The following is a 23,867-nucleotide window of genomic DNA, read 5'->3' on the forward strand; positions in this document are numbered from 1 at the left end:
GTCCAGCAACGCCAGAAATTTCCATCCGTGGCGGGGAACTAATTTCCTTTAGTGATGGCCCGCGAGGAGTTTCTCGAGGAAGTCCTGCACATCCGGATTGCGATCGAACAGCTCAGCCGTCAAGGCGGCCGTCCCCCGGAGAGGCTCCTTCGTGGAGACCCGTTGGAGCCGGCGCAATTGCGGCAACTCAAAGATGACCGAGTCCCAGCTCGCACCCACAACATGAGAGCCAAATTCCTGGATGCAGCGGCCCCGGAAATAGGCGCGCGTATCCCGAGGCGGCTGTTCCACGGCGGCCGCGATGGACTCATCACTGACGACTCGTTGCATGCGTCCGTGCTGCAGGAGCTTGTAGTAAAGACCCTTTTCGGGGCGAATGTCCGACCATTGCAGATCGATCAGGCCCAATCGTGGATCGTCCCACTCCATGGCGTCACGGCTGCGATACTGCTGGAGCAAATTGAGCTTGGCGACCCATTCCAATTGATCGGCCAGGCTCATGGGGTCATTCCCCAGACCCGTCAAAATCTCTTCCCACTTCATCAGGAGGGCCCCCGTGTGCCCGTCGCCGGTGTCCGGATGACTGGAGCCATTGGCTTCGGCGTGGGCCTTGGCCGCGTTGAGGTAGAGCCATTGCACCTCGAGCGCGCTGATGAAGCTGCCATCCACGAGGAGGTGCTTCTCCTGCAGCTGCCAATCGTGGCTGATGTGGCGCAGCGTGGCGACAGGACTGGCAAATTCCAGCTCGGGCGCCGTGCCGTGCTCGATCATGTCCAACACGATGGCCGTGGTGCCGAATTTGAGATAGTTCGAGACCTGCGCAAGATTCGCGTCACCAATAATGACATGGAGCCGGCGATACTTATCGGCCACGGCATGGGGTTCATCCCGAGTATTGATGATGGGGCGGCGGATGGTGGTTTCCAATCCCACCTCGGCCTCAAAGAAGTCGGCTCGCTGGCTGATCTGGAATCCAACGCCCTGACCGTCCTGGCCCAGTCCTACCCTGCCGGCGCCGCACATGATGGCGCGTGTGACGAAGAATGGGGTCAGCCCGGCCACGATACGGGGAAAGGGTACCGAGCGCGGCATGAGGTAATTCTCGTGGCTGCCGTACGAAACCGCCTTGTTATCCGTATTGTTTTTGTAAAGGTTGATATCGGGCACACCGGGGGTGGCCGCAATATGCCGGACCGCAGCCAGAGCCACCAGATCGCCGGCGGCATCCCACCGCACAGCATCGAGCGGGTTGGTCACCTCGGGTGAAGAGTATTCCGGGTGCGCGTGGTCCACGTACAGCCGGGCACCATTTCCCAACACCATATTCATCATGAGCGGGAGCGTTGCATCGCCGCTTTCGCCACCCTCGAGGGCGATCTGCGCTGCCGTCACCTCCATATCGGTGAGCTGGCTGGGGTGCGCGGCCGCGCGAGGCATCGACCAGCCGCGGGCATCCGCCAGAGGATCCTCATCCGTGTAGTCCCACCGGGTCTCCCCGCCGGCCGCGGCACGATGACGGGTCTGGCGTGAATACGCGTTGACGACCTGAGTCGAGAGCCAGGTGGCATTAAAGGAGGTCTCGCCCGGGGCATGGATGCCATACTCGGTCTCGGTGCCCATGACCCGCACAACACTCATAGATACTGTCCCGTGGAGGGCAGGGTCTCGAGGGTCTTCCCGGGCACCTGGCCTTCCTTGCTCTGCACAATCGTGCGGATGTAGGTGATGCGCTCACCCTTCTTGCCCGAAATCCTGGCCCAGTCATCGGGATTCGTGGTGTTGGGCATATCCTCGTGCTCGCGGAATTCGTCCACGACTGCGCGCAGCAGATGTTCGATCCGGATACCCTTTTCGCCACTCGTCAAAAGATCCTTGATGGCGTATTTCTTAGCGCGGTCCACAACATTTTGAATCACGGCACCGGAGTTAAAGTCCTTGAAATACAGCATCTCGCTGTCGCCATTGGCGTAGGTGACCTCAAGGTACTCATTGGATTTATCCGTGGCGTACATGGCCTCCACGGTACGTTGAATCATCGCGTCCACCGTTTCCTGCAGGCTCGATCCGTGGGCGGCCACATCGTCGGCATGGAAGGGCAACGAGGTCGTGATGTATTTGGCAAAGATATCGGCGGCGGCCTCGGCGTCGGGACGCTCAATTTTGACCTTGACGTCGAGCCGTCCCGGGCGCAAGATAGCCGGGTCGATCATGTCTTCACGGTTGGAGGCGCCAATCACGATGACGTTGTCAAGGCGTTCCACGCCGTCAATCTCACTCAGCAGCTGGGGCACGATCGTGGTCTCAACATCAGAGGAGACGCCCGTGCCGCGGGTACGGAAGAGCGAATCCATCTCGTCGAAGAACACCACGACGGCACTGCCATCGGAGGCTTTTTCCCGCGCCCGACTGAAGATCAAACGGATTTGCCGTTCCGTCTCACCCACGTACTTATCCAACAGTTCCGGACCCTTGATGTTCAGGAAGTAGCTCTTTTGGTCCTTGACGCCTGAGCGTTCTGCCGCGCGCTGGGCCAGTGAGTTAGCCACGGCCTTCGCGATGAGCGTCTTACCGCAACCGGGCGGGCCGTAGAGCAAGATGCCCTTGGGGGCCTTGAGTCCGTGTTCGCGGTACAGATCCGGATGCAGGAAGGGAAGTTCGACGGCGTCACGGATCTGTTCGATCTGGGACCGCAGTCCACCAATATCTGAATATGAAATATCGGGGACTTCTTCCAGGATCAGATTCTCCACCTCGGAGCGCGGAATCTTTTCCAGGGCATACCCGGTCCGGCCATCCAGGCTCAGGGCATCGCCAACCTTGACGGCACCACCCTGCAGCACGGAGGCCAGGCGGACCACGCGTTCCTCATCGGCCCGCCCAATGACCAGCACTCGCTTAGCGTCTAGAAGCTCCTTGACGGTGACGAGTTCGCCGACCTGATCAAAGCCCAGGGCCGCGATGATGGTGAACGACTCATTGAGCAGCACCTCCTGGCCCAGACCTAAATCATTCAGGCGTAGCAGGGGGCTCAGGCCCACGCGCATCTTGCGTCCCGACGCGTACACATCCACACTCTCGTGCGTGACCGAGGAACTGGTCCCGGAGCTTGCGACAGCCGCGTTGAGCGCAAGGATCGTGCCGAAGCTATAGGGGGGTTCGCCGTCGCGCTCCAAGGCCGAACGCAACTTCATGATCTCGGTCTTGGCCGTCTCCAGCATGGCCACGAGCTTGGAGTTATTCTGCGTGGCCGAGGAGAGCTGGCGATCGAGATTGCGTGACTTGTCCCGTAAAACGTTGAGCTGACGCTCGAGGACGGCCTGCTGGCCGGGGCCCGTCGTGTAGTGGGCCCCGGCGGTACCGGGTGCGGGAGTTCCGGGCGTTGGCGCGAGGCCTTCGTCGGAGGGATCCGAGGTGGAGTGCGTTGCGTCGTTCATGACCGTGTCCTTCCGCAGCCGTTTGCGTTCAGCGCAATAGCGGCTTGCCGGTTCTCAGGCGTTTTTAGAGTGTGTTACTGCTCGAGCTCGTGACGGGTTTCGGTTTCCTCCGACTGCTCCTGGTTGCGCTTGGTCTGCACGGTGGAGGAGGCATCGCGGGCGGCGCGGCGCAGCTTCTTATCTGAGACCGAACGCTCACCCACGGCCGCGGGAGTCCAGGCGTCGAGGTCTTCCTGGGCAAAGTCGGTCTTGGAGGCGCGTCGCTTGGGCGACATGCCGGTCACACCGTCGGCGAGGCGTCGGGTCACCATGAGGAAACCGGTGTGGGCCACCATGCGGTGATCCGGGCGGACGGCGAGACCCTCGAGGTGCCAGCCACGCACCATGGATTCCCAGGCGTCGGGTTCCGTGAAGCGGCCGTCGGCACGGATAGCCTCGGCGGTGCGGGACAGCTGGGTCACGGTGGCAACATAGTTGATCCACACGCCGCCCGGTGCCAGCACGGTGGCGACGGCGTCGAGGCATTCCCAGGGTGCGAGCATGTCCAGGACGACGCGGTCAATGCTGCCGGGCTCTTCCTGGGCAACGACCTCGTCCTGGAAGTCACCGAGGGAGATCTTCCAGGCTGGGTGCGGGCCACCGTAAATGGTTTCAACGTTGCCGCGGGCGATATCGGCGAATTCCTGGCGGCGCTCAAAGGAGTGCAGGTAGCCGTTGTCGCCAACAGCCCGCAGAAGGGAGATAGAGAGGGCGCCGGAACCAACGCCGGCCTCGACGACGCGAGCACCGGGGTAGATGTCACCCATGGTGATGATCTGTCCGGCATCCTTGGGGTAGACCACGGCCGCGCCGCGGGGCATCGACAAAACAAAGTCAGAGAGCAGGGGACGCAGGGCCTGGTACTGCTGGCCAACGTTACTCTCCACCATGGAGCCCTCGGGCTGACCGATGAGCAGATCGTGATTCAAGAAGCCTTTGTGCGTGTGGTAGGCCGTGCCGGGCGTCAAGGTGATGGTGTTCATGCGACCGCGCTCGTCCGTCAGCTGCACACGCTCCCCGGCGCGGAATGGCCCGCGGCGTGCGGCTGCGCCGTGGGGCGCGGTAGTGTTTTCGGCTGCGGAATCCTGGTGATTCATGGTGGGTCCTGTTCGTTTGGTACTCAAAAAATTATGGGGTGCGATGGAGCTTAGATGGGGCAATGAGCCGGGGTTCTGTGCCGATGTCCGGCGGGATCATCCAGCCGTCATGGGAGGGTTTTTCCGGTGATGGCCGCGACGACCTTGGCCTGGCTCAGGAGTCCTGTGACCTTTCCATCAAGGTTAATCACGGCGTACTCACTATCGGGCAGTTGGGCGAGATATTGGACAAGTTCCGCCCCGGCGGCCACGTCGGGAACGTAAGCGCCCTGCGAGAGCGCCCGCGATACTGCCGTGGCAGGGGTGCTTGCCGCGGCTTCCGGTGGCACGTGCGCCAGCGCGTATTCGTCGACGACAGCGGCCGGGCGGCCATCGGCGCCAAAGAGCACGATGGGCTCATTCGGGTACTCGCCACGAAGGGTCCAGAGCTGAGCCACGGAGCACAGGCTGGAGGCGCTCACGGCCGGAGAGGCCAGCGTTCCCGCGGATACCTCCGGCAGGCGCAGCCTGATTCCCGCTCCCTTGATGGCCCCGCTCGCACCGGCCCAGAGGAAGCCGGCCAGCAAGATCACGATGAAGGAGGTGGTCAGATCGGGGCGTGATCCGGTGAGATACGGCCCGCCCAGGGCTACGGCAATGATCACGACGACGATGATTCGTCCGGCCCAGCCGGCCGCGATGGTGCCTTTTTCCTGGCTGCCCGTTGACTTCCAGACGATGGACTCCACCAACCGTCCGCCGTCGAGCGGCAATCCCGGCAAGACATTGAAGAAGCCGATGAGCAGATTCGCCCAGATAAAGATATTCGCCAGGAGCATCACGACCGCTAGGGACAGACTCACGGGACCATCGGCGGCACTGGGCAGGGCCAACTGGACGAGCCAGCCAAGCCCCGCGAGCACAAAGTTCGCGATGGGGCCGGCGAACGCTACGACGAGGGCCTTGCCCGGGGTTGCCTTGCTGAAGTCAAACTCGGTATGCCCACCCCACAGGTTCAACACGATCTTGTGGGTGGGCCACCCGTACATCTTTGCGGCCACGGCATGCGCCAGCTCGTGGATCAGCACGGAGAAAAGCAGCAACAACGCATAGGCGAAGGCCACGGCATACGAGCCAGCACCCAGCCCGGGGAAGGCACTCTTGAGCTGCGGCCCAAAGATCAGCACCGTGACGCCGGCAATAAGGAACCAGGAGTTGGCCAAGATGATGGGCGTGCCACGGACTGAGCCCAACACCAGACCCTCGCGGCGGGTCTTGGTGCCATGCACGGGTGCACTCACAGGGCGACCCCCGACGTTCGTGAGTGATGAGCGATGACTGTTGCGACGTCGTCGTACGTTTTACCGGCCAGCGTCTCCCACGTGGTGCGGCGGGGATCTTCGGCCAAGGCAACAGCATTGGGGATCGCAATCGTGGCCACACCGGAGGCAACCGCGGAGGCGACACCGGGTACGGAATCTTCCATGGCGGCACAGTGGGCCACGGTCAACTCGGAATCACTCTGTCGCAGTTGCGCAACAGCCTTCAGGTAGGGCTCGGGATGCGGTTTGCCGTGCGTGACCTCATCACCTGTGACGAGGAATTCAAAGTAGTCACCGTCCAGGGCGTTGACGACCTCGGTGGCCAGGGTGCGTTCGCTCATGGTGACAAGCGCACAGCGCACGCCTTGGGCATGAAGTTCGGAAAGCAGCTCGCGGGCCCCCGGACGCCATGGGATGACGTTGCGAATCCCGGCAATCACCTCAGCCGAGAGGTGGTCGATAATCTCACGGACAGAGAGCTTGACGCCGGCATTTTGCAACACGACGGCGGAATTTTCCAGGGCGCTTCCCACCAAGGTGTGGGCCATTTCCTCATCCCAGTGGCCGCCATGAGCGGTCACGAGGGAGATCTCGGCGTTGATCCAATAAGGTTCTGTATCCACCAACGTCCCATCCATATCCCAGAGGACGGCTTTGAGGACGGGCGTAGTCGTAGTCGCGGGGTTCACGGCGGCGGCAGAAGGAGCATGCATGTCACCAGTCTACGTGGCAAGAACGACTGAACCGTTTACCGGCCGCGGGAGCGCGTGGTGCATAGTGCCACGCGCGCCAAGTCGCCGTAGGCTGGGACTGTGATGAACATCAAAAATGGGGAATCCGGCGACCACGAGCGGTTGCTGCAACCGGCGCCGGGCGAAGAACGCGTGACGGTCATGCTGGCCGCCTTCGAGGGCTGGAACGATGCCGGGGAAGCCGCCAGTGATGCGCTGAAGTACCTCCACAAGCTGTGGCATGCCAAACGTGTGGGTGTCGTGGAGCCGGATGAGTACTACGATTTCCAGTTCACCCGACCCGAGATTCGACTCACCTCCACCGGAGGCCGGAAGATCAAGTGGCCGCTGACCCGCATCGCGCAGGCCTCCGTCCCGGGGACCAATATTGATGTGGTGCTGGTTCATGGCATCGAACCGTCCTACCGCTGGCGGGCCTATACGGCAGAGATCCTCGCCAAGGCGGCCGCGCTGAACGTCAGCCACGTCTTCCTCTTGGGCTCGCTCTTGGCAGATGTTCCCCACTCCCGCCCCTTGCCCGTCACGGAAACGTGCGACGACGAGGTGCTCGCCGAACGCTTGGGCCTCGAGGGCTCCCAGTATGAGGGTCCCATTGGGATTGTGGGAGTGCTTAATGAGGTGGCCTTGTTGGCGGGGCTGCCCACCATTTCGCTGTGGGCGGCTGTGCCGCATTACGTCGCACAGGCACCCTCCCCCAAGGCCGAGCTATCGCTGTTGAATCGTCTCGAGGATTACTTCCAGGTGCCACTGGCCACGCAGGACATGGTGGATGACACGCAGGCCTGGGAACGCGGTGTCAACGAGCTGGCTGCCAGCGACCCCGATATTGGCGGGTACGTCCACCAACTCGAGGAGGCTAAGGATACGGCCGAGCTGCCCGAAGCCAGCGGTGAATCGATCGCCACCGAATTCGAACGCTATCTGCGTCGGCGCGGTCACGAACAGCCGTAATCCTTAGCCTGTTGCGCTAGAGCGTAATGCCCAGCAGTGCCTCGATAGCCTCGGCAACGAGCAGGCCGTCCTGTTCCGAAAGCTGTGGGGCTACTGTTGCGGTGGCCGAGAGCGCTCCCGTGGCCCAGGCATCGATCGCGGCGAGGGCGCGCGGTGCATCCAGATCCTGCGAAAGGGCCGCACGTAGTTCTGCGAGCAGCAGCTCACCGGAGCCAGCCGGGGCAACACGCAACGCCTTGCGCCAGCGTTCGATGCGGTATTCGGAATCATCGAGCAATTCCTGAGTCCAGAACCAATCGGTGCGGTAGTGATTGGACAGGATCGCCGCGCGGATGGCGGCCGGCTCAACGCCTGCGGCACGCAGCTTCGAGACGAGCACCAGGTTCCCGAGGGACTTGCTCATCTTTTCCCCGTCGAGTCCCACCATGCCGGTGTGGGCGTAGTGGCGGGCCATCGTGGTTTCTTCTAGAGCAAAAGCGTGTCCGGCACCCATTTCGTGGTGCGGGAAGACGAGGTCGCTGCCGCCGCCTTGGACCGTGAACGGCTTCGGCAAGAAGCGCTGGGCGATCACGGTGCACTCGATGTGCCAGCCGGGGCGGCCCGCACCCAAGGTGCCACCATCCCAGGACGGCTCACCGTCGCGGGCAACACGCCACAAGAGGGCATCGAGCGGGTGTCGCTTGCCGGAACGCTGCGGGTCTCCGCCGCGCTCGGCAAAAACGGGAAGCATTTCTTCCTCGGTGAGCCCGGAGATCTGACCCAACCACCACGGGGCGTCCGGTCCACTGACCTTTGCGGCAGCCGAGGCGGCGGCGACGGAGAAGTAGATATCGCCGTCGGGCTCCCCCTCGGTACCGGTGACCGGGTAAGCGATCCCGGCGGCAATGAGCTTCTCCACCTCGGGAACGATCCACTCAATCGCCTCAACGGCACCGATGTAGTGCTCGGGGGCGAGGACGTTCAGGGCTTCCATATCGGCATGAAAGAGTTCCGTCTGCTCGATGGCCAGCTCACGCCAGTCGACGCTGTCACGAATGGCGCGCTCGAGCAGCGGGTCATCAATATCTGTGACATTTTGCACATACCGCACCTCGCGATTTTGGTCGCGCCAGGCCCGATTGAGCAGATCGAAGGCGACATAGGTCGCGGCGTGGCCCATATGAGTGGCGTCATACGGGGTGATGCCACAGACATAGAGGCTGGCCGGTTCTGACTCCGGCAGTGGAACGACGCGCTGAGCGGTGGTTTCGTGCAGATGGATGGCCGGCATAACGCCAGGCAGCTGAGGGAGGGCATGGGACTTCCAAGTTTTCACAGAGCTAAGCCTATAGGCCAGAGCGCATTATGACGTGATGACCCCGGTGCCGAGCAGGATGAAGAGCAAGAGGCCCAGGCAAATGCGGTACCAAACGAAAGGCCTAAAGCTCTTGGTCGAGATGAACTTCAGGAACCAGCCGATGATGAGGTAGCCGACCACAAAAGCAATGACCGTCGCCAGGGCAGTTTCCCCGATACCAAAGGGCCCCTGGGCGCCTTCGTGCTTGGCAAAAATCTTGTAGAGCTCATAGAAACCACTGCCAAAAACGGCGGGAATGGCCAGCAGGAAGGAGTAGCGGGCGGCGGCCTCGCGGGTGTAACCCATGAGGAGGCCGGCCGTGATCGTGCCGCCGGAGCGGGATACGCCGGGGATGAGCGCCAGGGCCTGTGCCAAACCAAAAATGATGCCGTGCTTGAGCGTGAGCTTCTTGATGTCGCGCTCCTGGCTGGCGACCTTGTCGGCCACGGCCAGAATCAGACCAAAGACGATCAAGGTGGTGGCCACGATCCACAGATTGCGTAGCGTCGATTCAATATGGCTCTGGAACACGACACCGAGCAGGGCGATCGGGAGGCTGCCGAGAATGACCAGCCAGCCCATCCGCGCATCTGGATCGTTCCGGGCGACGCGGCCACGCAGAGATCCCCACCACGCGCTGATAATCCGGACGATGTCACGCCAAAAGAACACGAGCACTGCTGTTTCGGTACCTAATTGACTCACGGCCGTAAAGGCAGCCCCCGGATCAGCACCCGAAGGCAGGAATTTTCCGACGACAAAGAGATGGGCGCTTGAGGAAATCGGGAGGAATTCCGTCAGGCCTTGCACGAGGCCTAAGAAGGCTGCTTCAAACCAGTTCACGCGTTTCAGCCTAGAGCATTTTAACCCTGTGGCCGGTTCGCCCTGGACTATGTGGCGCGTAATGCACCATTAAGTCCCCGTAAGCTTGCAGCTATGGAACAAAGATTCATGGGCACCAGCGGCTTGCGCGTGTCCACGCTCACACTGGGCACAATGACCTGGGGCAATGAGACAGACGCCGAGACGGCACGGGCACAGTTACGCGACTTCCTCGACGCCGGAGGCACCACGCTCGACACCGCTGTCAGCTATGTTGAGGGCCGCAGCGAGGCCATCCTGGGTGAGTTGATCGGCGACGTCGTGCCGCGCTGTGATGTGGTGTTGGTCTCAAAGGCAGGCATCAGCCACCGTCGCGGCAAACGCATGGTGGATACCTCTCGTCGCGCCATGCTCAGCGGCTTGGACGCCTCGCTGGCCAGGCTCGGAACTGATCATCTGGATTTGTGGCTCGCCAATATTTGGGATGAGAACGTCCCGCTTGAGGAAACACTCGGAGCGCTCGAGTACGCCGTGAGTTCCGGTCGCGTCCGCTATGCCGGCGTGTCCAACTACAACGGCTGGCAGCTGGCCCGGGCCGCCACCTTGAGCGAAACCCCGCTGATCGCCAATCAGGTCGAATATTCCCTGGTGGCCCGTCACGCCGAGCAGGAAATACTTCCAGCGGCCGAACATGTCGGCGCCGGAATCATGTGCTGGGCTCCCCTGGGTCGAGGCGTCTTGACGGGCAAGTACCGTGGCCACCTCCCCGCAGATTCTCGGGGCGCCAGTGACACCATGAGCGCGTATGTGGAAAAGTACCTGCAGGGCCGTCCGGCGCGGATGACCGAGGCGCTCATGACGGCCGCCAACGGTTTGGGGCGAGCCCCCTTGGATGTTGCACTGAGCTGGTTGTTGGGGCATTCGGCGGTCTCGAGTGCCGTTATCGGGCCACGCACTCAGGAGCAGCTCAAGGAAATTCTCGACTCTTCGCTGGCTCCGCTGCCGGAACAAATCGTGACCGTCTTGAGTGAAGTCTCACGTCTGAAGAATTAAAAAAGCGTCTGGGCCCCTCCAATGGAGGGGCCCAGACGCTTTAAAAGTGTGTAACCGAGTTACTGCTGATCGGCCGCTTCAGGCTCAGCGGTGTCGTCCTCGTCGTCGCTGTCCTCATCGTCTTCTTCATCAAAGTCGCCTTCGTCTTCGCCGTAGATCACCAGCGGTGTCACCTCGTCGAAAGCGTCAAACAAGGCTTCCTCGTAGGCTTCAAAGGCATCGATGATGCCCAGGAAGGTTGCTTCAACGATGGGGTCTTCTTCGCCTCGGCGCGCAGAGGCGGCCACGAGGTGTTCTTCTAAGGCTGCGGTTAGGGAATTCAATGCGGCGCGGGGATCGATGCTCATGCGATTGACGGTACCAGTCGCCGTGCGAACTTGAAAGTCCTTTTAATGTGTTGCGACTCCGCCCCCTGACACGCGGTAGCGTTAGATCAGGAACATCGGGTTCCCCCGATCATTGGAAGATGGGACGGTCCATGCGAGAAACGTTGAAACCGGCGAAAACCGGACAGGGCGCTCCTACCCGGCAGTTTGAGTATCTTGTGATCAGTGTCGCAGCGAATGAATCGGTTCCCGGCGCTTATCAGCGCCTACGCGAACACGCCGAGTACGGCAAGTGGGAGCTCGAACGCAGCACCTTGTTCATGGGCGGAGAACGTCGCTATCTCATGCGGCGCAAGGTCTTCCGCGTCGAGCGGACCTTGGACGTCTTCTAACCTCAGTCCTCGAGCGGTCCCAGCCAGGCCGAGGCAATCGTGGAATGGGCCGACTCCTCATCCGAGGGATGGAACATGCCTGCCAGGACATCCCTGTACAGCCGTCCCAACTCACTGCCAGCAAAGTAGCTGGAGCCACCGCTGACCCGAATGATGAGGTCAACCACGGTCCGTGCCGTCTCGGTGGCCCGCACCTTCAGCCCCACAAGCTTGGGGAACCACTGCCCGCCATGATCGACCCCGTGATCAACGTCTCGGGCGATCGTCTCCAGCTGTGGGTACAGCCCGTCCATGGCCATGGCGGCATCGGCAATCCGCCAGCGAATATCGGGGTCTTGGGCGTAGCTCTTGCCCGTCTTCTGGGATCTGCGCTGGTGCACGGTGGCGACACCGAGCTGCAGCGCCCGTTCACCGAGCCCTGTGTAGACGGCGGCCAGCAGGGTTTCGAAGCAGGCAAAGATCGCAAAAATGAGCGGATCCGCGGTGGGTCCGACGGGCAACTTCCGAAAGACCCGATCCGCTGGCGCGATGGCACCGTGGAGCACGGTGGTGTTTGACTGGCTGGCCCGCATGCCCAGCGTGTTCCAGTCGTCCTTGATGGTGTATCCGGGCGTCTGGCGCGTAATAAAGGCGTGCACCAGGGCAGGCTCCGCCCCTGAACTGTCCTTGCCAAAGATCCCCAGCCGCGTCCAGGCCGGGGACAGGGAGGTGAAAATCTTGGTCCCCGTGAACGAGTAGCCCCCGTCCGGCAGGGGCTGGGCCACCGTGTTGGAGTCGAAGAGCACCTGATCGTTGCCGGCCTCGGAGTTGCCGAAGGCAAAGACCTCACCCGCGACGGCCTCCTGCAAGACAAAGCGCAGCGAGTCATCTCCGCGCTGAGCCAAAAGATGTGCGACGCCGGTCCACACCAAATGCATGTTGATCGCCAAGGCTGTGGCCGGGGCAGCCGTCGCCAACCTTCGTTGCGCGGCGGCGACCTGTTCCAGACCAAAGCCGAGTCCGCCGTCGTTCTTGTGGGCAAACATTCGCAGGTACCCCTGGGCTTTGAGCTCGGCGAGATCCTCGTGGAAAAATTCATTGCGCTCGTCGTAGCCCTGGGCGCGGGCACGACAACGCTCCAGCAACTCATCCGGGAGCAGCTCGCTGAGCTCGTGACTCATGGGTGGACTCCTTTAGTAGTTGCTCAGCAGACGGTCCAGCACGCGGGCGCCAAACTTCAGCGAGTCCACGGGGACGCGCTCGTCGACGCCGTGGAACATGCCGGTGAAGTCCAGATCCGCGGGCAGCTGCAGCGGGGCGAAACCGTAGCCCGTGATGCCCAGGCGACTCAGGGACTTATTGTCGGTGCCGCCGGACAAGGTGTACGGCAGGACCGTGGATCCGGGATCCTCGAAATGCAGGGAGTCGATCATGGCGTCCACCAGATTGCCCGCGAACGGGGTTTCCAAGGAGACGTCATTGTGAATCGTGGAGATGTCGATACCCTCGCCAGCCAATTCGCGCACGAGTTCCAGGACCTGTTCATGCTGTCCCGGCAGTGTGCGGATATCGATCATGGCCTCGGCGGTACCGGGGATGACGTTGGCCTTGTAGCCACTCTTGAGGTACGTCGGGTTGGCCGTGTTTTGCAAGGTTGCCCCGACAAAGCGCGAGACCGTGCCCAATTGGCTCAGGAGAGTCTCGGGGTTGGACTCGTCAAACTCGACGCCCGTGAGCTCCGAGACGCCCTCGAGGAAGGCGCGCGTCGTGTCGGTGTACTCGATGGGCCATTCATGATCGCCAATGCGGGTCACGGCCCGGGCCAGCCGGGTCACGGCATTGTCGGTATTGATGTGCGAACCATGACCGGCACGCCCATGCGCTGTGAGTCGTAGCCAAGCCAGACCCTTTTCCGCCGTCTGCAACAGATAGGCGCGCTTGCCGTTGATGTCGGTAGAGAAGCCGCCCACCTCGGAGATAGCCTCGGTGGCACCTTCAAAGAGATCGGGGCGGTTGTCCACCGTCCAGCGTGCGCCATAGGCGCCGCCGGCCTCCTCGTCAGCAAAGAAACCAAAGATGATGTCGCGCTTGGGCTTCCTGCCGTCCCGGCCCATGGAGCGCATGACACTGAGGATCATGGCGTCCATGTCCTTCATGTCCACGGCGCCGCGACCCCAGATCAAACCATCGCGCTCCTCGCCGCCAAAAGGATCCACGCTCCAGTCGCTGGCCTCAGCGGGGACCACATCGAGGTGCCCGTGCACCACGAGTGCTGGCAGCGACGAGTCGCTGCCCTCGATGCGGGTGACCACATTGGCCCGGCCCGGGGAAGACTCGTACAGCTCGGGCGAGAGTCCCACCTCCGAAATCAGGGCCGCCGTGTGCTCGGCAATGGCACGCTCCCCCGGCCCCTGGTTGTCGGCGTAGTTACTCGTATCGAAACGGATGAGATCAGCACAGATGCCGGCAACCTCGTCCTGCGGCTTGACGGTATTCACGGGATAACTCCTTTGTGGGATGACTTACAACCACCCTACCTTTCGGGCTGTTTGAGCGCCCGAGAACCGTCAGAAATGGACCTCTTGGCCATGATTTTTGTTTCTTCAAAAACTCGTGTATTGTTTTCATCGCTGCTGCGGCGGGCAACGATTCAACTGCAAGGACGAATCGGTTCGCTGTGATCACTGCGCGAGTGGCGGAATGGCAGACGCGCCAGCTTGAGGTGCTGGTCCTGGAAACGGGGTGAGGGTTCAAGTCCCTTCTCGCGCACTGACAGACTCCCTAAGAACTACGGTTCTTAGGGAGTCTTTTGTTTTCCCAAAAACTATTGGATCAAATTGCGCCGCTTTATGATTTGAATCACTAAATGCGAAATTCACCCCTCCACATGGATCTCGATAGGACAATTGAGAAGAAATCGTGTATTGTTTTCATCGCTGCTTCGGAGAGCAACGATTCAACCGAAAGGAAGAATTGGCTCCCCGTGATCACTGCGCGAGTGGCGGAATGGCAGACGCGCCAGCTTGAGGTGCTGGTCCTGGAAACGGGGTGAGGGTTCAAGTCCCTTCTCGCGCACTGACAGACTCCCTAAGAACTACGGTTCTTAGGGAGTCTTTTGTTTTCCCCGCTGTTCCCCACACATTGCCGGGCCGGCCCGGTCCGGATGAAGGAGAAGCCATGGACGCCACGGCACACAAAGCCAAAAAGACCCTCAAGCTCATCACCGCACTCCTAGCGAAGGCGGAAAACACGCCGTATCCCGCCGAGGCGCAAACCTTCCAGGAGCACGCCGAGCGGCTCATGGTGCGCTATGGCATTGAACAGGCCACAATCGACGCCGAGGCGGGCAGGCGTGGCAAGCCCCAGGAAGCCATGGTGGAGGAACGCTTTGAGCTTTTCGGCAGCTATCGCGTCGGCCAGGCGATCGGCTTCAGCGCCATCGCCCACGCCTTCTCCACGGTTCGGGTGCTCCAGTCCACCACGAGCACGAAGAAAATCCTGTTCCTCATCGGCGCCGAGTCCGATGTCCAGCAGGTGCTGCGCCTCTTTAACTCCCTGCAGCAGCAACTCACGAGCGCCCAACACATCTGGTGGCTGAACTACCCGTACAAGGATGTTCTGACGGCGCACGAAAAAACCTTGGAGCGACGACAATTTCAGCTGGGCTTCCTGACCACCGTGGCCGGGCGCATCATGCACCTGTACTCCCAGGAGTCGCAGGCGGCCGACCCCGGCACCGCGCTGGTTCTGACGGGCCGTAAGGAACGCGCCGACGACCACGTGCGGCTCTTGTACCCCACTGTGCGCAACGCCAGATCGCAGAGCATCGCGTATGGCTCCAGCCACGCTCATGCGGCCGGGAGCCACGCCGGCGCCCAGGCCAGTGTCAATAGCGAAATCCAGGAGAGCAGTTAGGCTAAGGGCACCACTCCCCCGGCAGCAGAGGCCCCGCATTGATGCGCACCACCGGTACGACTCGACTCGTTGGCATAGCGGCCGGACTCTCGGCGATCGCTCTGGCCCTCACGCCCTCGCTGGTGCCGCGCCCCGCGCTATTCCAAGGTTTCCTGGCCGGGCTCAGTTTTGGGTTGGCCTATCTGGCGGCCGCCTTCCTCTGTCGCCTGGCAGCGCGTTTTTACGCACGACGCCGGACCCTGGCCTCCGCGCCTCGTCTCACCTTTCCCTTGTGGGTCTGGTGGCTGGTCGGCGCCGCCGGGGTGGGCTACACCGTTGTGATTGGCCTATTGGCCATAGCCTGGCAGAACGACGTCCGCGACAAAGTCGATATGCCGGCCGTGGACGGGGTGGATCTGCTGACGTTCTTTGCCGTCACCCTCGTCATGGCCGGGGTGGTTTTTGGGGCGCATCGGGGGCTCACGGCCATCGCCGCCATGGCACGCCGTCAGGTCTCACGCGTCAGCGAGCAGGCGGGCGTCATCCGTACCTCGGGGATTCTCGCTGGCGCCCTGTGCGCCGTCGTGGTTCTAGGCTTGTTGGTCACGGCCGCCTTGGTGGGGACCGACCGCGTCTATGCTGCCCGAAATGCGAGCACACCGGAGGGGATCAGCGAGCCCGATTCCACGGCGCGCTCGGCCGGAGCCGAGTCTGCAGTGGACTGGGACAAGCTCGGGATGCAGGGCCGGGCCTTTGTGGGTGGCGGGCCCACCGCGGCCCAGATCACGGCCGTGACGCACATACCCGCCAAGACACCCGTCCGGGTGTATGTGGGACAACAGCAGGAGGACTCCCTCGCGGCACGGGCGGAGCTTGCCGTGGCCGAACTTAAACGCACAGGTGGTTTTGAGCGGGCAACGCTCATGGTCGCCACCCCGACCGGATCGGGCTGGTTGGAACGCCAAGCGATCGATTCCCTAGAATACCTTCAGGGCGGAGACACCGCCATCGTGTCGCTGCAATATTCCTATCAGCCCAGCTGGGTGTCCTTCCTCTTTCATCAGGATCTACCACGGGAGGCCGGCCAGGAGCTTTTTTCGGCGGTTCATGCGGAATGGCTCACCCTGCCGGAACAGGAACGGCCGCGTTTGCTCGTGTATGGCCTGAGCCTTGGCGCCTCGGGGATGCAAGCGGCCTTCTCGGATTCCAGCGACATGTTGACATCGGTTGACGGGGCCGTCTTTTCCGGCGCACCCAATAATTCCCAACCGTGGGGCACCTTGCAGGACCAGCGGGATACCGGATCGCCGCCCTGGCAGCCGGTCTATGACAGTGGCAAGAACATTCGCTGGCTCTCCAACAACGGCGACTTTGAGAAGCTCCCCGGGACCTGGGAGGCCACTCGTGTGGCGTATCTGCAGCACGGGACAGACGCTGTCAGCTGGCTGACCCCACGCCTGATCTGGTCGAAGCCCGATTGGTTGGGTGGTTCCGCGGCCAGTGGCGGACGAGCCCCGGACGTCAGCGATTCCATGCGCTGGATCCCCGGCGTGACGTACTTACAGGTGGCCTTCGATATGTTCATGGGTGAAGCGGTCCCGGCAAACCACGGCCACAACTTTGGCGATGTGGCCGTGGCTGCCTGGAACGGTGTGGCCCCAAGCGGTCTCGACGAGGAGAGTGTTGCCCGAGTTCAATCCATCATTGCCAGTTACGCGCACGAGGACTCCATAGACAACTGAGCCCTCAGCTGAGTCTTTAAGCGGCCCAGACGGTGCCGCTAAAGAACTTTCTGGCGCTGCGCGCATTCCACGCCAAAAATTCCGAACTCAGCCATACGCCGTCGTCCGTCCTGTGGTCAATGACCTCGAGGGAGACCGTCGCCGGCAGGAACACCGGTGAATCAAAGGAGATCTCCCAGCTAAAAGACTCCGGCTTATGCTGCGGAACGGCCGCGAGGACTCGCGACGCCGCATACATGCCATGCGCAATCGAACGGCGCATGCCCAGAGCCTTGGCACTGAGCACGCTCAGGTGAATCGGGTTGAAGTCACCCGAAACGGCCGCGTAGGCGCGCCCCGTGTCGACTCCGAGCTGCCATTGGGCGGTGGGCGTTGGCGGCACAAAGTCCACCCGCGCCACGGGAGCCGTGGGCTTGTCCAGACCCGGCAGGTACACACCCTTGGCCAAGTACGTCGAGACCCCTCGCCACAGCAATGCCGTGCCGTCGACAGTATGGATCTCGGCCACGATCTGCACCTGCGTGCCGCTCCGGTGCCCCTCGAGATCACGCGCCCAGGCCCGAATCAGCAGTTCATCCGTGAACAAGACAGGCGCTAGGTGTTCGACCTGATTGTGCAGGTGAATCATGCCGAGCAGTGGCAGCGGGAAGTCGTCCTGCACCATGACGCTCATCGCGACGGGGAACGCCAGGGCATGCAGATAACCCGACGGCACAACATCACGCGCCGGTTCGCCCATGAGGTGTGCGAATTCGGTGACCTTCTCCAGATCGGCCCGTACTCCCCTGACCTCCACGGCCCGCGGCGGCAAGGCCACGGTGGGCGAGCTGCGAAGCAGGCGACTCTTCGCCGCACTGGCGGCCGCGTTGACGTAGAGCTTGGAGAGCGAGGGCATCTCCGTCAGCACTGTTGCATCTGTCATTGCCCCACCAGATTCTGTCCACAGACGCGCAGCACATTGGCGGTGACTCCCGCCGCGGCCGGCTGGGCAAAGAAGGCGATGGCCTCGGCGACGTCAATGGGACGGCCGCCCTGCTGCAGGCTGTTGAGGCGACGCGCGATTTCCCGCGTGGCAAAGGGAATCTTCGCCGTCATGTCGGTTTCGATGAAGCCAGGAGCCACAGCGTTGACCGTGCCACCCTTTTCGGCTAGGAGCGGGGCCGTGGCCCGAACCATGCCGATGACGCCGGCCTTGGACGCCGCATAGTTGCTTTGACCGCGGTTTCCGGCGATGCCGCTGGTGGATGCCACGCTGATGATGCGGGAATTCTTGGCAAAGTTGGGGCTGGCCAGAAACGCCTCGTTCATGCGCAATTGCGAGGCGATATTGACGGCGATGACGGAATCCCACTTGGCGTTGTCCATATTGGCCAGCAACTTATCGCGGGTGATCCCGGCATTGTGCACCACAATATCGATGCGACCATAGCGCGCCATGGCATGATCGAGGATTCGCTGTCCGGCGTTGGGGGTCGTGATGTCCAGTTGCAGTGCGGTGCCGCGGATTTCGTTGGCGACGGCGGCCAAGTGGTCGCCTGCTGCGGGGACGTCCACGGCGATCACGGTTGCCCCGTCGCGGGCCAGGGTGCGGGCGATGGCCGCACCGATGCCGCGCGCGGCACCGGTCACAACGGCAACGGCGCCATCAAGCGGCTTCTCCCAATCGGGCTGCTCGGCAGCGCCCAGCGATGAGGCGGTCAGGAACTGGCCGTCCACGAAGGCCGAACGGCCGGAGAGGAAGAAACGCAGGGCCGACATGGCGCTGGGTGCGTCGGCCGGGATACCTTCTGCCAGGACAATACCGTTGGCCGTGGCGCCGGCCCGGAGCTCTTTGGCAACGGAACGCACGATGCCGTCGACACCATTGCGGGCCGCCGCAACAGCGGGCGCATCCGAGGCCAAAGCGGAGCGTGAGATCGTGACAATCCGGGCATTCTTCTTCAGATCCCGTAGGGCTGCACCCATCGCGAGCATCGTGGCCGAGAGTTCTTCCGGGTGCTGGAGCTCATCGAGCACCGCAACAATGGCGCCCAGCTTTTCCTTGGGCGTGGCATGCCGACGCACGTCTTGGTGCCAATCGAGCAAAAGCCGGGACACGCCGTCGGACCCTGCTCCCTGACCGAGGACCAAGATGGGGCCCTCCACTAAGGGCGCCTGCGGGCTATACCGCCGTAGGACCACGGGCTGGGGCAGGCCGAGGCGCTTAGCTAGGTCCTTGCCAAAGCCGCGGCTGACGAATTCGGTGTACTTATCTGCCTTCTCGCGAGCTCCGGCGACTTTATTTTGCGTCGTCATGGGCCTACCGTGCTTCCAGGATGGCAACGACGCCCTGTCCACCGGCGGCACAGACGGAGATGAGGCCGCGAGCTGGACGACCATCGACCTGGCCACGCTCGTGCAGCATCTTCGCCAGGGTGGCAACGAGGCGACCGCCCGTGGCGGCAAAGGGGTGTCCCGCGGCAAGCGAGGAGCCGTTGACGTTGAGTTTGCTGCGATCGATGGATCCGAAAGCACCGTCTAGGCCGAGGCGCGTAGTTCCAAATTCTTCGTCTTCCCAGGCAGCGAGGGTGCTCAATACCGTGCCGGCGAAGGCCTCGTGGATTTCAAAGTAGTCGATGTCATCGAGCGTCAAACCATTGCGGGCCAACAGGCGCGGAACGGCAAAGGCAGGCGCCATGAGCAGCCCATCCTTGCCATGGACAAAGTCCACGGCGGCGGCTTCGCCATCGAGAACGTCGGCCAGGATCGGCAGATCGCGCGCCTGCGCCCACTCGTCCGAGGCCAGCAACACAGCCGATGCGCCATCGGTGAGCGGCGTGGAGTTGCCAGCCGTCATCGTGGCGTTGTCGCCGAGGGACTTTCCGAAGACCGGCTTGAGCGACGCCAACTTTTCGAGCGTCGAGTCCCCACGGAGATTCGAGTCGCGGCTAAGACCGCGGAAGGGGGTCACGAGGTCATCGAAGAAGTTCCGGTCATAGGCTGCAGCAAGATTCTTATGGCTGGCTAGGGCCAGCTCGTCCTGGGCTTCCCGACTGATCTTCCACTGTGCCGTGGTCAGGGCCTGATGCTCACCCATGGACAGGCCGGTGCGGGGTTCACCCGTAGACGGCGCGTCCGGCGAGAGATCCTTGGGGCGGATCCGGCTGATGATCTTGGCCTTCTGCCCCATGGTCTTGGCCCGGTTGAGATCCAACAGAATAGCGCGCAGGCCCTCGCTCACGGCGATGGGGGCGTCCGATGCCGAATCCACGCCACCGGCAATGGCCGAATCAATCTGACCCAATTTAATCTTATTAGAGAGGCCAATTACGGCCTCCATGCCTGTCGCGCAGGCCTGCTGCAGGTCGTAGGCCGGCGTGGTCGCGGCCAAGGCCGAACCCAAGACGGCTTCCCGTGTCAGGTTGAAATCGCGAGAGTGCTTCAGCACGGCACCAGCGGCAACCTCACCGATTTCCTCATCAGCCAAGCCAAAGCGTGCAACGAGACCATCCAGGGCTGCCGTCAGCATGTCCTGATTGGAGCAATGAGAGTAGGCGCCGCCCGAGCGTGCGAAGGGGATGCGATTACCGCCAACAATCACAGCCTTACGAACCCCACGACGCTGGGAGGTGGTTGCTGCCGGTGTTGTCTGCTTAGTTTTCACGCTGAACTTCTCCGTTGCCGATTCATTGACTGGTGTGGTTGGGGTGGTCATGAAGCTCTCTCCTTCGGGCACGCCTGTTGTTACTGATACTCAGCGTACCTGATACGCTGAGTATCGTGAACACGTTACAGCGAGAGTCGGCCACGCTTACTCCTACTTCTATACCCGGAGTCCCCGTTGCACCTGCCGACGGCTTGGGGACCACTGGCCAGACGCCTGCCGTTGACGGGCGTTCGGCGAGGTGGGAGACCCACCGGGAGGAACGCCGCCGTGCTTTGATTAAGGCCGCACGCCGAGCCATCCACCGGCTTGGCCCCGACGCGTCGATGGATGAGATTGCGGCAACGGCAGGAACCTCCAAGTCCGTTTTTTACCGCTACTTTGGCGATAAATCGGGACTGCGCCAGGCTGTGGGCGCCGTGGTGATTCGGCAGATGCAAGACACCTTGGCAGCAGCTAGGCAAAACGCCACTCAGCCTCGCCAAGGCGTCACGGCAATGGTCACTGCCTACCTCGAGATGGCACAGACCTCGCCGAATGTGTACTTTTTCTCCACACTTCCGGCCGAGGGCGAGGTGCGACCGTCCGGTGAGCTCAGTGGTTTCTTTGACTCCGTTACCGCGATGATCGCCGAACCGCTGCGCCACCTACTGGGCGATCCGGAGTCGACGCTTTTGGGCTATTGGCCGACGGCGGCGATCGGGCTGGTTCGGACGAGCGGCGAATTGTGGCTCCAGACCCCTGACGGCCCGGGCAAACCCGATTCCGCGGCGATGGCCCAACAAATTTCGGCATGGCTTTTCGATGGTGTCGGGCACCTGCTCGCCGCCTCCCCCACTTCAATTACCGCAGCAGAAGGATAATCATGACCAATGTATTGACTCCGGTTTCTTCAGCAGCCGAGCATGGCGACGCCACCGTTGACGTCGCAGCCCTTGGCGAACTCTTGCTGGGCAAGTGGGCGCATGTCCGCCTCGCCGCCCGTGAATTGGCGGGATTGCCGGAACTTCACAAAATTGAGGGCCTGAGCCATACTGAGCATCGCCGTCGGGTCTTCGAGCAGCTTGGCCTCTTAGTACAAAAGAACGGCGTTCACCGCGCCTTCCCCAAGCGCTTGGGTGGCAGCGACGATCACGGTGGCAATGTCGCCGGGTTTGAAGAGCTCGTGTTGGCCGACCCTTCCCTGCAGATCAAGGGCGGCGTGCAGTGGGGCCTCTTTGGTTCCGCCGTCCTGCACCTTGGTACCGAGGAGCACCAGGACAAGTGGCTCCCCGGCATCATGAACCTGGAGATTCCGGGCTGCTTTGCCATGACCGAGATTGGTCACGGCTCGGATGTCGCATCTATCGCCACGACGGCTACCTACGATGAGGTAACACAGGAATTCGTTATCAACACCCCGTTCCGTGCGGCATGGAAAGAATTTATCGGCAATGCTGCCGTGGATGGCCTCGCCGCCGTTGTATTTGCCCAGCTCATCACCAAGGGAGTCAACCACGGCGTTCACGCCTTCTACGTTGAGCTGCGCGATCCGGCCAGTAAGGAATTCCTGCCCGGCATTCAGGGTCTCGACGACAACATCAAGGGCGGCCTGAACGGCATCGACAACGGTCGCCTCGCCTTTGCCAACGTCCGTATCCCCCGGACGAACCTCCTCAACCGCTACGGCAATGTTGCAGAAGATGGCAGCTACAGCTCACCCATCGCAAGCCCGGGCCGACGCTTCTTCACGATGCTGGGAACCCTCGTTCAGGGGCGCGTCTCCCTCAACGGCGCCGCCGTGGCCGCCTCGAAGGTTGCCCTGAAGATCGCCATTCAGTACGCCACGGAACGTCGCCAGTTCAACGCAGCCTCGGATACCGAGGAAGTCGTGCTGCTGGATTACCAGCGCCACCAGCGCCGTCTCCTGCCCTTGCTCGCGACGACCTACGCCGCGGCCTTCGCTCACGAGGAACTCCTCGTGAAGTTCGACGGCGTGTTCTCTGGTGCCCAAGACACCGACGAAGATCGGCAAGATCTCGAGACGCTTGCGGCTGCCTTGAAGTCACTGACCACCTGGCATGCGCTGGACACCTTGCAAGAATGCCGTGAGGCTTGTGGCGGTTCCGGCTTCATGGTCGAGAACCGCTTCACGTCCCTGCGTGCCGACCTCGACATTTATGCAACTTTCGAAGGCGACAACACCGTGCTCTTGCAGCTCGTCGCCAAGCGTCTCTTGGCTGACTACAGCAAGGAGTTCGGCAACCTCGATTTCGGTGTGCTGGCTCGTTTTGTGGTCGGCCAGGCCGCGGATCTGACCCTGAACAAGACCGGCCTGCGTCAGGTAGCTCAGTCAATTGCCGACACGGGATCAGCCCAGAAATCCGCCAAGGCGCTCAAGGACGAAGATACTCAGCGTCAGCTGCTGGCTGAGCGAGTGCAAAGCATGGTGGCCGAGATTGCCAGCGCCCTCAAGGAAGCGGCCAAGCTCCCGAAGGAGCAGGGTGCCGCGATCTTCAACGACAACCAGGATGCCCTTATCGAGGCTGCTCGCGCCCACGCCGAGCTCCTGCAGTGGGAGGCTTTCACGACAGCCCTCGGCAAGGTCGAGGATGCCGGAACCAAGCGTGTTCTGACACTGCTGCGAGACGTCTTCGGACTTGGGCTGATCGAAAAGCACCTTGATTGGTACCTCATGAATGGTCGTATCTCAATGCAGCGCGCCCGCACCCTGGCTCCGTACCTCAACCGCTTGTTGGCCAAGGCACGACCCCACGCCCTGGATCTCGTGGACGCGTTTGGCTACGGCCCCGAGCACCTGCGCGCCACGATTGCCAGTGGCATTGAGCGGGAACGCCAGGACGAGGCTCGCGAGTACTTCAGGAACCTTCGGGCTAGCTCGGACGGTCCTGTCGACGAAAAGATTCTGATTCAGCGGGCCAAGGCGAGCGAAAAGAAGAAGTAGCCTTTTCATCCTGTTGCCACACTGATGGTCGACGGCGGCACTCACGTGAGTGCCGCCGTCGAACTTTAACTGGTGTAGCCGAGTTAGCAGCCGATTCCTGTGGGGTTTTGGAAGCAGTTGTCGGCGTAGAGTCGGGTTTCTGCGCGCCAGACGGTGAGGGGT

At 62.1% G+C, this 23,867-nt stretch carries 20 protein-coding genes and 2 tRNA genes; 9 read left to right on the plus strand and 13 right to left on the minus strand.

Going from position 1 to position 23,867, the window contains the following annotated elements; translation table 11 throughout:
- Positions 1–48: 48 nt before the first annotated feature.
- From dop to CVS30_RS14960, 5 genes are all read right to left on the minus strand, one after another.
- On the minus strand, positions 49–1,638 hold the full coding sequence (gene dop / locus CVS30_RS14940) for a depupylase/deamidase Dop (protein ID WP_110486331.1): 1,590 nt from the start codon (positions 1,636–1,638) through the stop codon (positions 49–51).
- On the minus strand, positions 1,635–3,434 hold the full coding sequence (gene arc, locus CVS30_RS14945; RefSeq protein ID WP_110486333.1) for a proteasome ATPase: 1,800 nt from the start codon (positions 3,432–3,434) through the stop codon (positions 1,635–1,637). Before arc ends, dop begins: the two co-directional genes overlap by 4 nt.
- A 74-nt stretch (positions 3,435–3,508) precedes the next feature.
- On the minus strand, positions 3,509–4,570 hold the full coding sequence (locus tag CVS30_RS14950) for a tRNA (adenine-N1)-methyltransferase (protein ID WP_110486335.1): 1,062 nt from the start codon (positions 4,568–4,570) through the stop codon (positions 3,509–3,511).
- Between the two features lie 107 nt (positions 4,571–4,677).
- The gene (locus CVS30_RS14955; RefSeq protein ID WP_245934631.1) at positions 4,678–5,850 is read right to left on the minus strand and encodes a site-2 protease family protein; all 1,173 of its coding nucleotides are present in this window, start codon (positions 5,848–5,850) and stop codon (positions 4,678–4,680) included.
- The gene (locus CVS30_RS14960) at positions 5,847–6,584 is read right to left on the minus strand and encodes an HAD family hydrolase (RefSeq protein ID WP_110486337.1); all 738 of its coding nucleotides are present in this window, start codon (positions 6,582–6,584) and stop codon (positions 5,847–5,849) included. Before CVS30_RS14960 ends, CVS30_RS14955 begins: the two co-directional genes overlap by 4 nt.
- A gap of 102 nt (positions 6,585–6,686) precedes the next feature.
- Here CVS30_RS14960 and CVS30_RS14965 point away from each other — a divergent pair, with 102 nt between their 5' ends.
- Positions 6,687–7,574: a PAC2 family protein gene (locus CVS30_RS14965; protein ID WP_110486339.1), complete on the plus strand. Its 888-nt coding sequence runs from the start codon at positions 6,687–6,689 to the stop codon at positions 7,572–7,574.
- Positions 7,575–7,590: 16 nt separating this feature from the next.
- Here CVS30_RS14965 and mshC read toward each other — a convergent pair whose 3' ends face one another.
- Together mshC and CVS30_RS14975 are read right to left on the minus strand one after the other, a co-directional pair.
- A complete protein-coding gene (mshC, locus tag CVS30_RS14970; RefSeq protein ID WP_110486342.1) occupies positions 7,591–8,889 on the minus strand; it encodes a cysteine--1-D-myo-inosityl 2-amino-2-deoxy-alpha-D-glucopyranoside ligase in 1,299 nt (432 codons plus the stop codon).
- Positions 8,890–8,916: 27 nt separating this feature from the next.
- Positions 8,917–9,753 carry an undecaprenyl-diphosphate phosphatase gene (locus CVS30_RS14975; RefSeq protein WP_110486344.1) on the minus strand — a complete coding sequence of 279 codons (837 nt, stop codon included), beginning with the start codon at positions 9,751–9,753 and terminating at the stop codon, positions 8,917–8,919.
- A 93-nt stretch (positions 9,754–9,846) separates the two neighbouring features.
- On the opposite strand from CVS30_RS14975, the gene CVS30_RS14980 reads away from it, so the two are divergent.
- Positions 9,847–10,785 (plus strand): aldo/keto reductase, encoded by a 939-nt coding sequence (locus CVS30_RS14980; RefSeq protein ID WP_110486345.1) that lies wholly within the window; start codon positions 9,847–9,849, stop codon positions 10,783–10,785.
- Positions 10,786–10,844: 59 nt separating this feature from the next.
- On the opposite strand, the gene CVS30_RS14985 is transcribed toward CVS30_RS14980, so the two are convergent.
- The gene (locus tag CVS30_RS14985; protein WP_110486347.1) at positions 10,845–11,132 is read right to left on the minus strand and encodes a hypothetical protein; all 288 of its coding nucleotides are present in this window, start codon (positions 11,130–11,132) and stop codon (positions 10,845–10,847) included.
- 131 nt (positions 11,133–11,263) lie between these two features.
- Between CVS30_RS14985 and CVS30_RS14990 the strand changes: the two genes are divergently transcribed.
- The gene (locus CVS30_RS14990; protein WP_110486349.1) at positions 11,264–11,503 is read left to right on the plus strand and encodes a DUF5703 family protein; all 240 of its coding nucleotides are present in this window, start codon (positions 11,264–11,266) and stop codon (positions 11,501–11,503) included.
- 2 nt (positions 11,504–11,505) lie between these two features.
- Here the strand turns inward: CVS30_RS14990 and CVS30_RS14995 are convergent, their stop codons facing one another.
- Together CVS30_RS14995 and CVS30_RS15000 are read right to left on the minus strand one after the other, a co-directional pair.
- Positions 11,506–12,663 carry an acyl-CoA dehydrogenase family protein gene (locus CVS30_RS14995; protein ID WP_110486351.1) on the minus strand — a complete coding sequence of 386 codons (1,158 nt, stop codon included), beginning with the start codon at positions 12,661–12,663 and terminating at the stop codon, positions 11,506–11,508.
- A gap of 12 nt (positions 12,664–12,675) precedes the next feature.
- Entirely contained in the window at positions 12,676–13,980 is a 1,305-nt protein-coding gene (locus tag CVS30_RS15000) for a M20/M25/M40 family metallo-hydrolase (RefSeq protein ID WP_110486353.1), read from the minus strand.
- Positions 13,981–14,168: 188 nt separating this feature from the next.
- On the opposite strand from CVS30_RS15000, the gene CVS30_RS15005 reads away from it, so the two are divergent.
- The 4 genes from CVS30_RS15005 to CVS30_RS15020 all read left to right on the plus strand — a co-directional run bounded on the left by CVS30_RS15005 (position 14,169) and on the right by CVS30_RS15020 (position 17,118).
- A tRNA-Leu gene (locus CVS30_RS15005) sits at positions 14,169–14,251 on the plus strand.
- Positions 14,252–14,474: 223 nt separating this feature from the next.
- Positions 14,475–14,557, plus strand: a tRNA-Leu gene (locus tag CVS30_RS15010).
- Between the two features lie 102 nt (positions 14,558–14,659).
- Entirely contained in the window at positions 14,660–15,397 is a 738-nt protein-coding gene (locus CVS30_RS15015; RefSeq protein ID WP_110486355.1) for a DUF2786 domain-containing protein, read from the plus strand.
- 41 nt (positions 15,398–15,438) lie between these two features.
- A complete protein-coding gene (locus CVS30_RS15020; RefSeq protein ID WP_110486357.1) occupies positions 15,439–17,118 on the plus strand; it encodes an alpha/beta hydrolase in 1,680 nt (559 codons plus the stop codon).
- Between the two features lie 16 nt (positions 17,119–17,134).
- Here CVS30_RS15020 and CVS30_RS15025 read toward each other — a convergent pair whose 3' ends face one another.
- Genes CVS30_RS15025 through CVS30_RS15035 form a run of 3 tightly spaced genes read right to left on the minus strand, consistent with a single transcriptional unit; the run spans position 17,135 to position 20,812 of the window.
- Entirely contained in the window at positions 17,135–18,040 is a 906-nt protein-coding gene (locus CVS30_RS15025) for a MaoC family dehydratase (protein ID WP_110486359.1), read from the minus strand.
- Complete coding sequence (locus CVS30_RS15030; protein WP_110486360.1) at positions 18,037–19,413, minus strand: 3-oxoacyl-ACP reductase; 1,377 nt, start codon at positions 19,411–19,413, stop codon at positions 18,037–18,039. Before CVS30_RS15030 ends, CVS30_RS15025 begins: the two co-directional genes overlap by 4 nt.
- Positions 19,414–19,417: 4 nt before the next feature.
- Positions 19,418–20,812, minus strand: coding sequence for an acetyl-CoA C-acetyltransferase (locus CVS30_RS15035; protein WP_110486363.1), 1,395 nt, complete (start codon positions 20,810–20,812; stop codon positions 19,418–19,420).
- 65 nt (positions 20,813–20,877) lie between these two features.
- Between CVS30_RS15035 and CVS30_RS15040 the strand changes: the two genes are divergently transcribed.
- Positions 20,878–21,624: a TetR/AcrR family transcriptional regulator gene (locus tag CVS30_RS15040; protein ID WP_245934632.1), complete on the plus strand. Its 747-nt coding sequence runs from the start codon at positions 20,878–20,880 to the stop codon at positions 21,622–21,624.
- A 2-nt stretch (positions 21,625–21,626) separates the two neighbouring features.
- Complete coding sequence (locus CVS30_RS15045; RefSeq protein ID WP_110486365.1) at positions 21,627–23,705, plus strand: acyl-CoA dehydrogenase family protein; 2,079 nt, start codon at positions 21,627–21,629, stop codon at positions 23,703–23,705.
- The last annotated feature ends 162 nt before the right edge of the window (positions 23,706–23,867 follow it).

Origin of the sequence: Arthrobacter psychrolactophilus (assembly GCF_003219795.1) — a bacterium.
In the GTDB taxonomy this organism is placed as follows: Bacteria; Actinomycetota; Actinomycetes; order Actinomycetales; family Micrococcaceae; genus Specibacter; species Specibacter psychrolactophilus.

What these genes read in the sequence shown, in the direction of transcription:
- dop (WP_110486331.1), bottom strand. Translation starts at nt 1,638, where the DNA reads ATGAGTGTTGTGCGGGTCATGGGCACCGAGACCGAGTATGGCATCCAT.
- arc (WP_110486333.1), bottom strand. Translation starts at nt 3,434, where the DNA reads ATGAACGACGCAACGCACTCCACCTCGGATCCCTCCGACGAAGGCCTC.
- CVS30_RS14950 (WP_110486335.1), bottom strand. Translation starts at nt 4,570, where the DNA reads ATGAATCACCAGGATTCCGCAGCCGAAAACACTACCGCGCCCCACGGC.
- CVS30_RS14960 (WP_110486337.1), bottom strand. Translation starts at nt 6,584, where the DNA reads ATGCATGCTCCTTCTGCCGCCGCCGTGAACCCCGCGACTACGACTACG.
- CVS30_RS14965 (WP_110486339.1), top strand. Translation starts at nt 6,687, where the DNA reads ATGAACATCAAAAATGGGGAATCCGGCGACCACGAGCGGTTGCTGCAA.
- CVS30_RS14980 (WP_110486345.1), top strand. Translation starts at nt 9,847, where the DNA reads ATGGAACAAAGATTCATGGGCACCAGCGGCTTGCGCGTGTCCACGCTC.
- CVS30_RS14985 (WP_110486347.1), bottom strand. Translation starts at nt 11,132, where the DNA reads ATGAGCATCGATCCCCGCGCCGCATTGAATTCCCTAACCGCAGCCTTA.
- CVS30_RS14990 (WP_110486349.1), top strand. Translation starts at nt 11,264, where the DNA reads ATGCGAGAAACGTTGAAACCGGCGAAAACCGGACAGGGCGCTCCTACC.
- CVS30_RS14995 (WP_110486351.1), bottom strand. Translation starts at nt 12,663, where the DNA reads ATGAGTCACGAGCTCAGCGAGCTGCTCCCGGATGAGTTGCTGGAGCGT.
- CVS30_RS15015 (WP_110486355.1), top strand. Translation starts at nt 14,660, where the DNA reads ATGGACGCCACGGCACACAAAGCCAAAAAGACCCTCAAGCTCATCACC.
- CVS30_RS15020 (WP_110486357.1), top strand. Translation starts at nt 15,439, where the DNA reads ATGCGCACCACCGGTACGACTCGACTCGTTGGCATAGCGGCCGGACTC.
- CVS30_RS15025 (WP_110486359.1), bottom strand. Translation starts at nt 18,040, where the DNA reads ATGACAGATGCAACAGTGCTGACGGAGATGCCCTCGCTCTCCAAGCTC.
- CVS30_RS15030 (WP_110486360.1), bottom strand. Translation starts at nt 19,413, where the DNA reads ATGACGACGCAAAATAAAGTCGCCGGAGCTCGCGAGAAGGCAGATAAG.
- CVS30_RS15035 (WP_110486363.1), bottom strand. Translation starts at nt 20,812, where the DNA reads ATGACCACCCCAACCACACCAGTCAATGAATCGGCAACGGAGAAGTTC.
- CVS30_RS15045 (WP_110486365.1), top strand. Translation starts at nt 21,627, where the DNA reads ATGACCAATGTATTGACTCCGGTTTCTTCAGCAGCCGAGCATGGCGAC.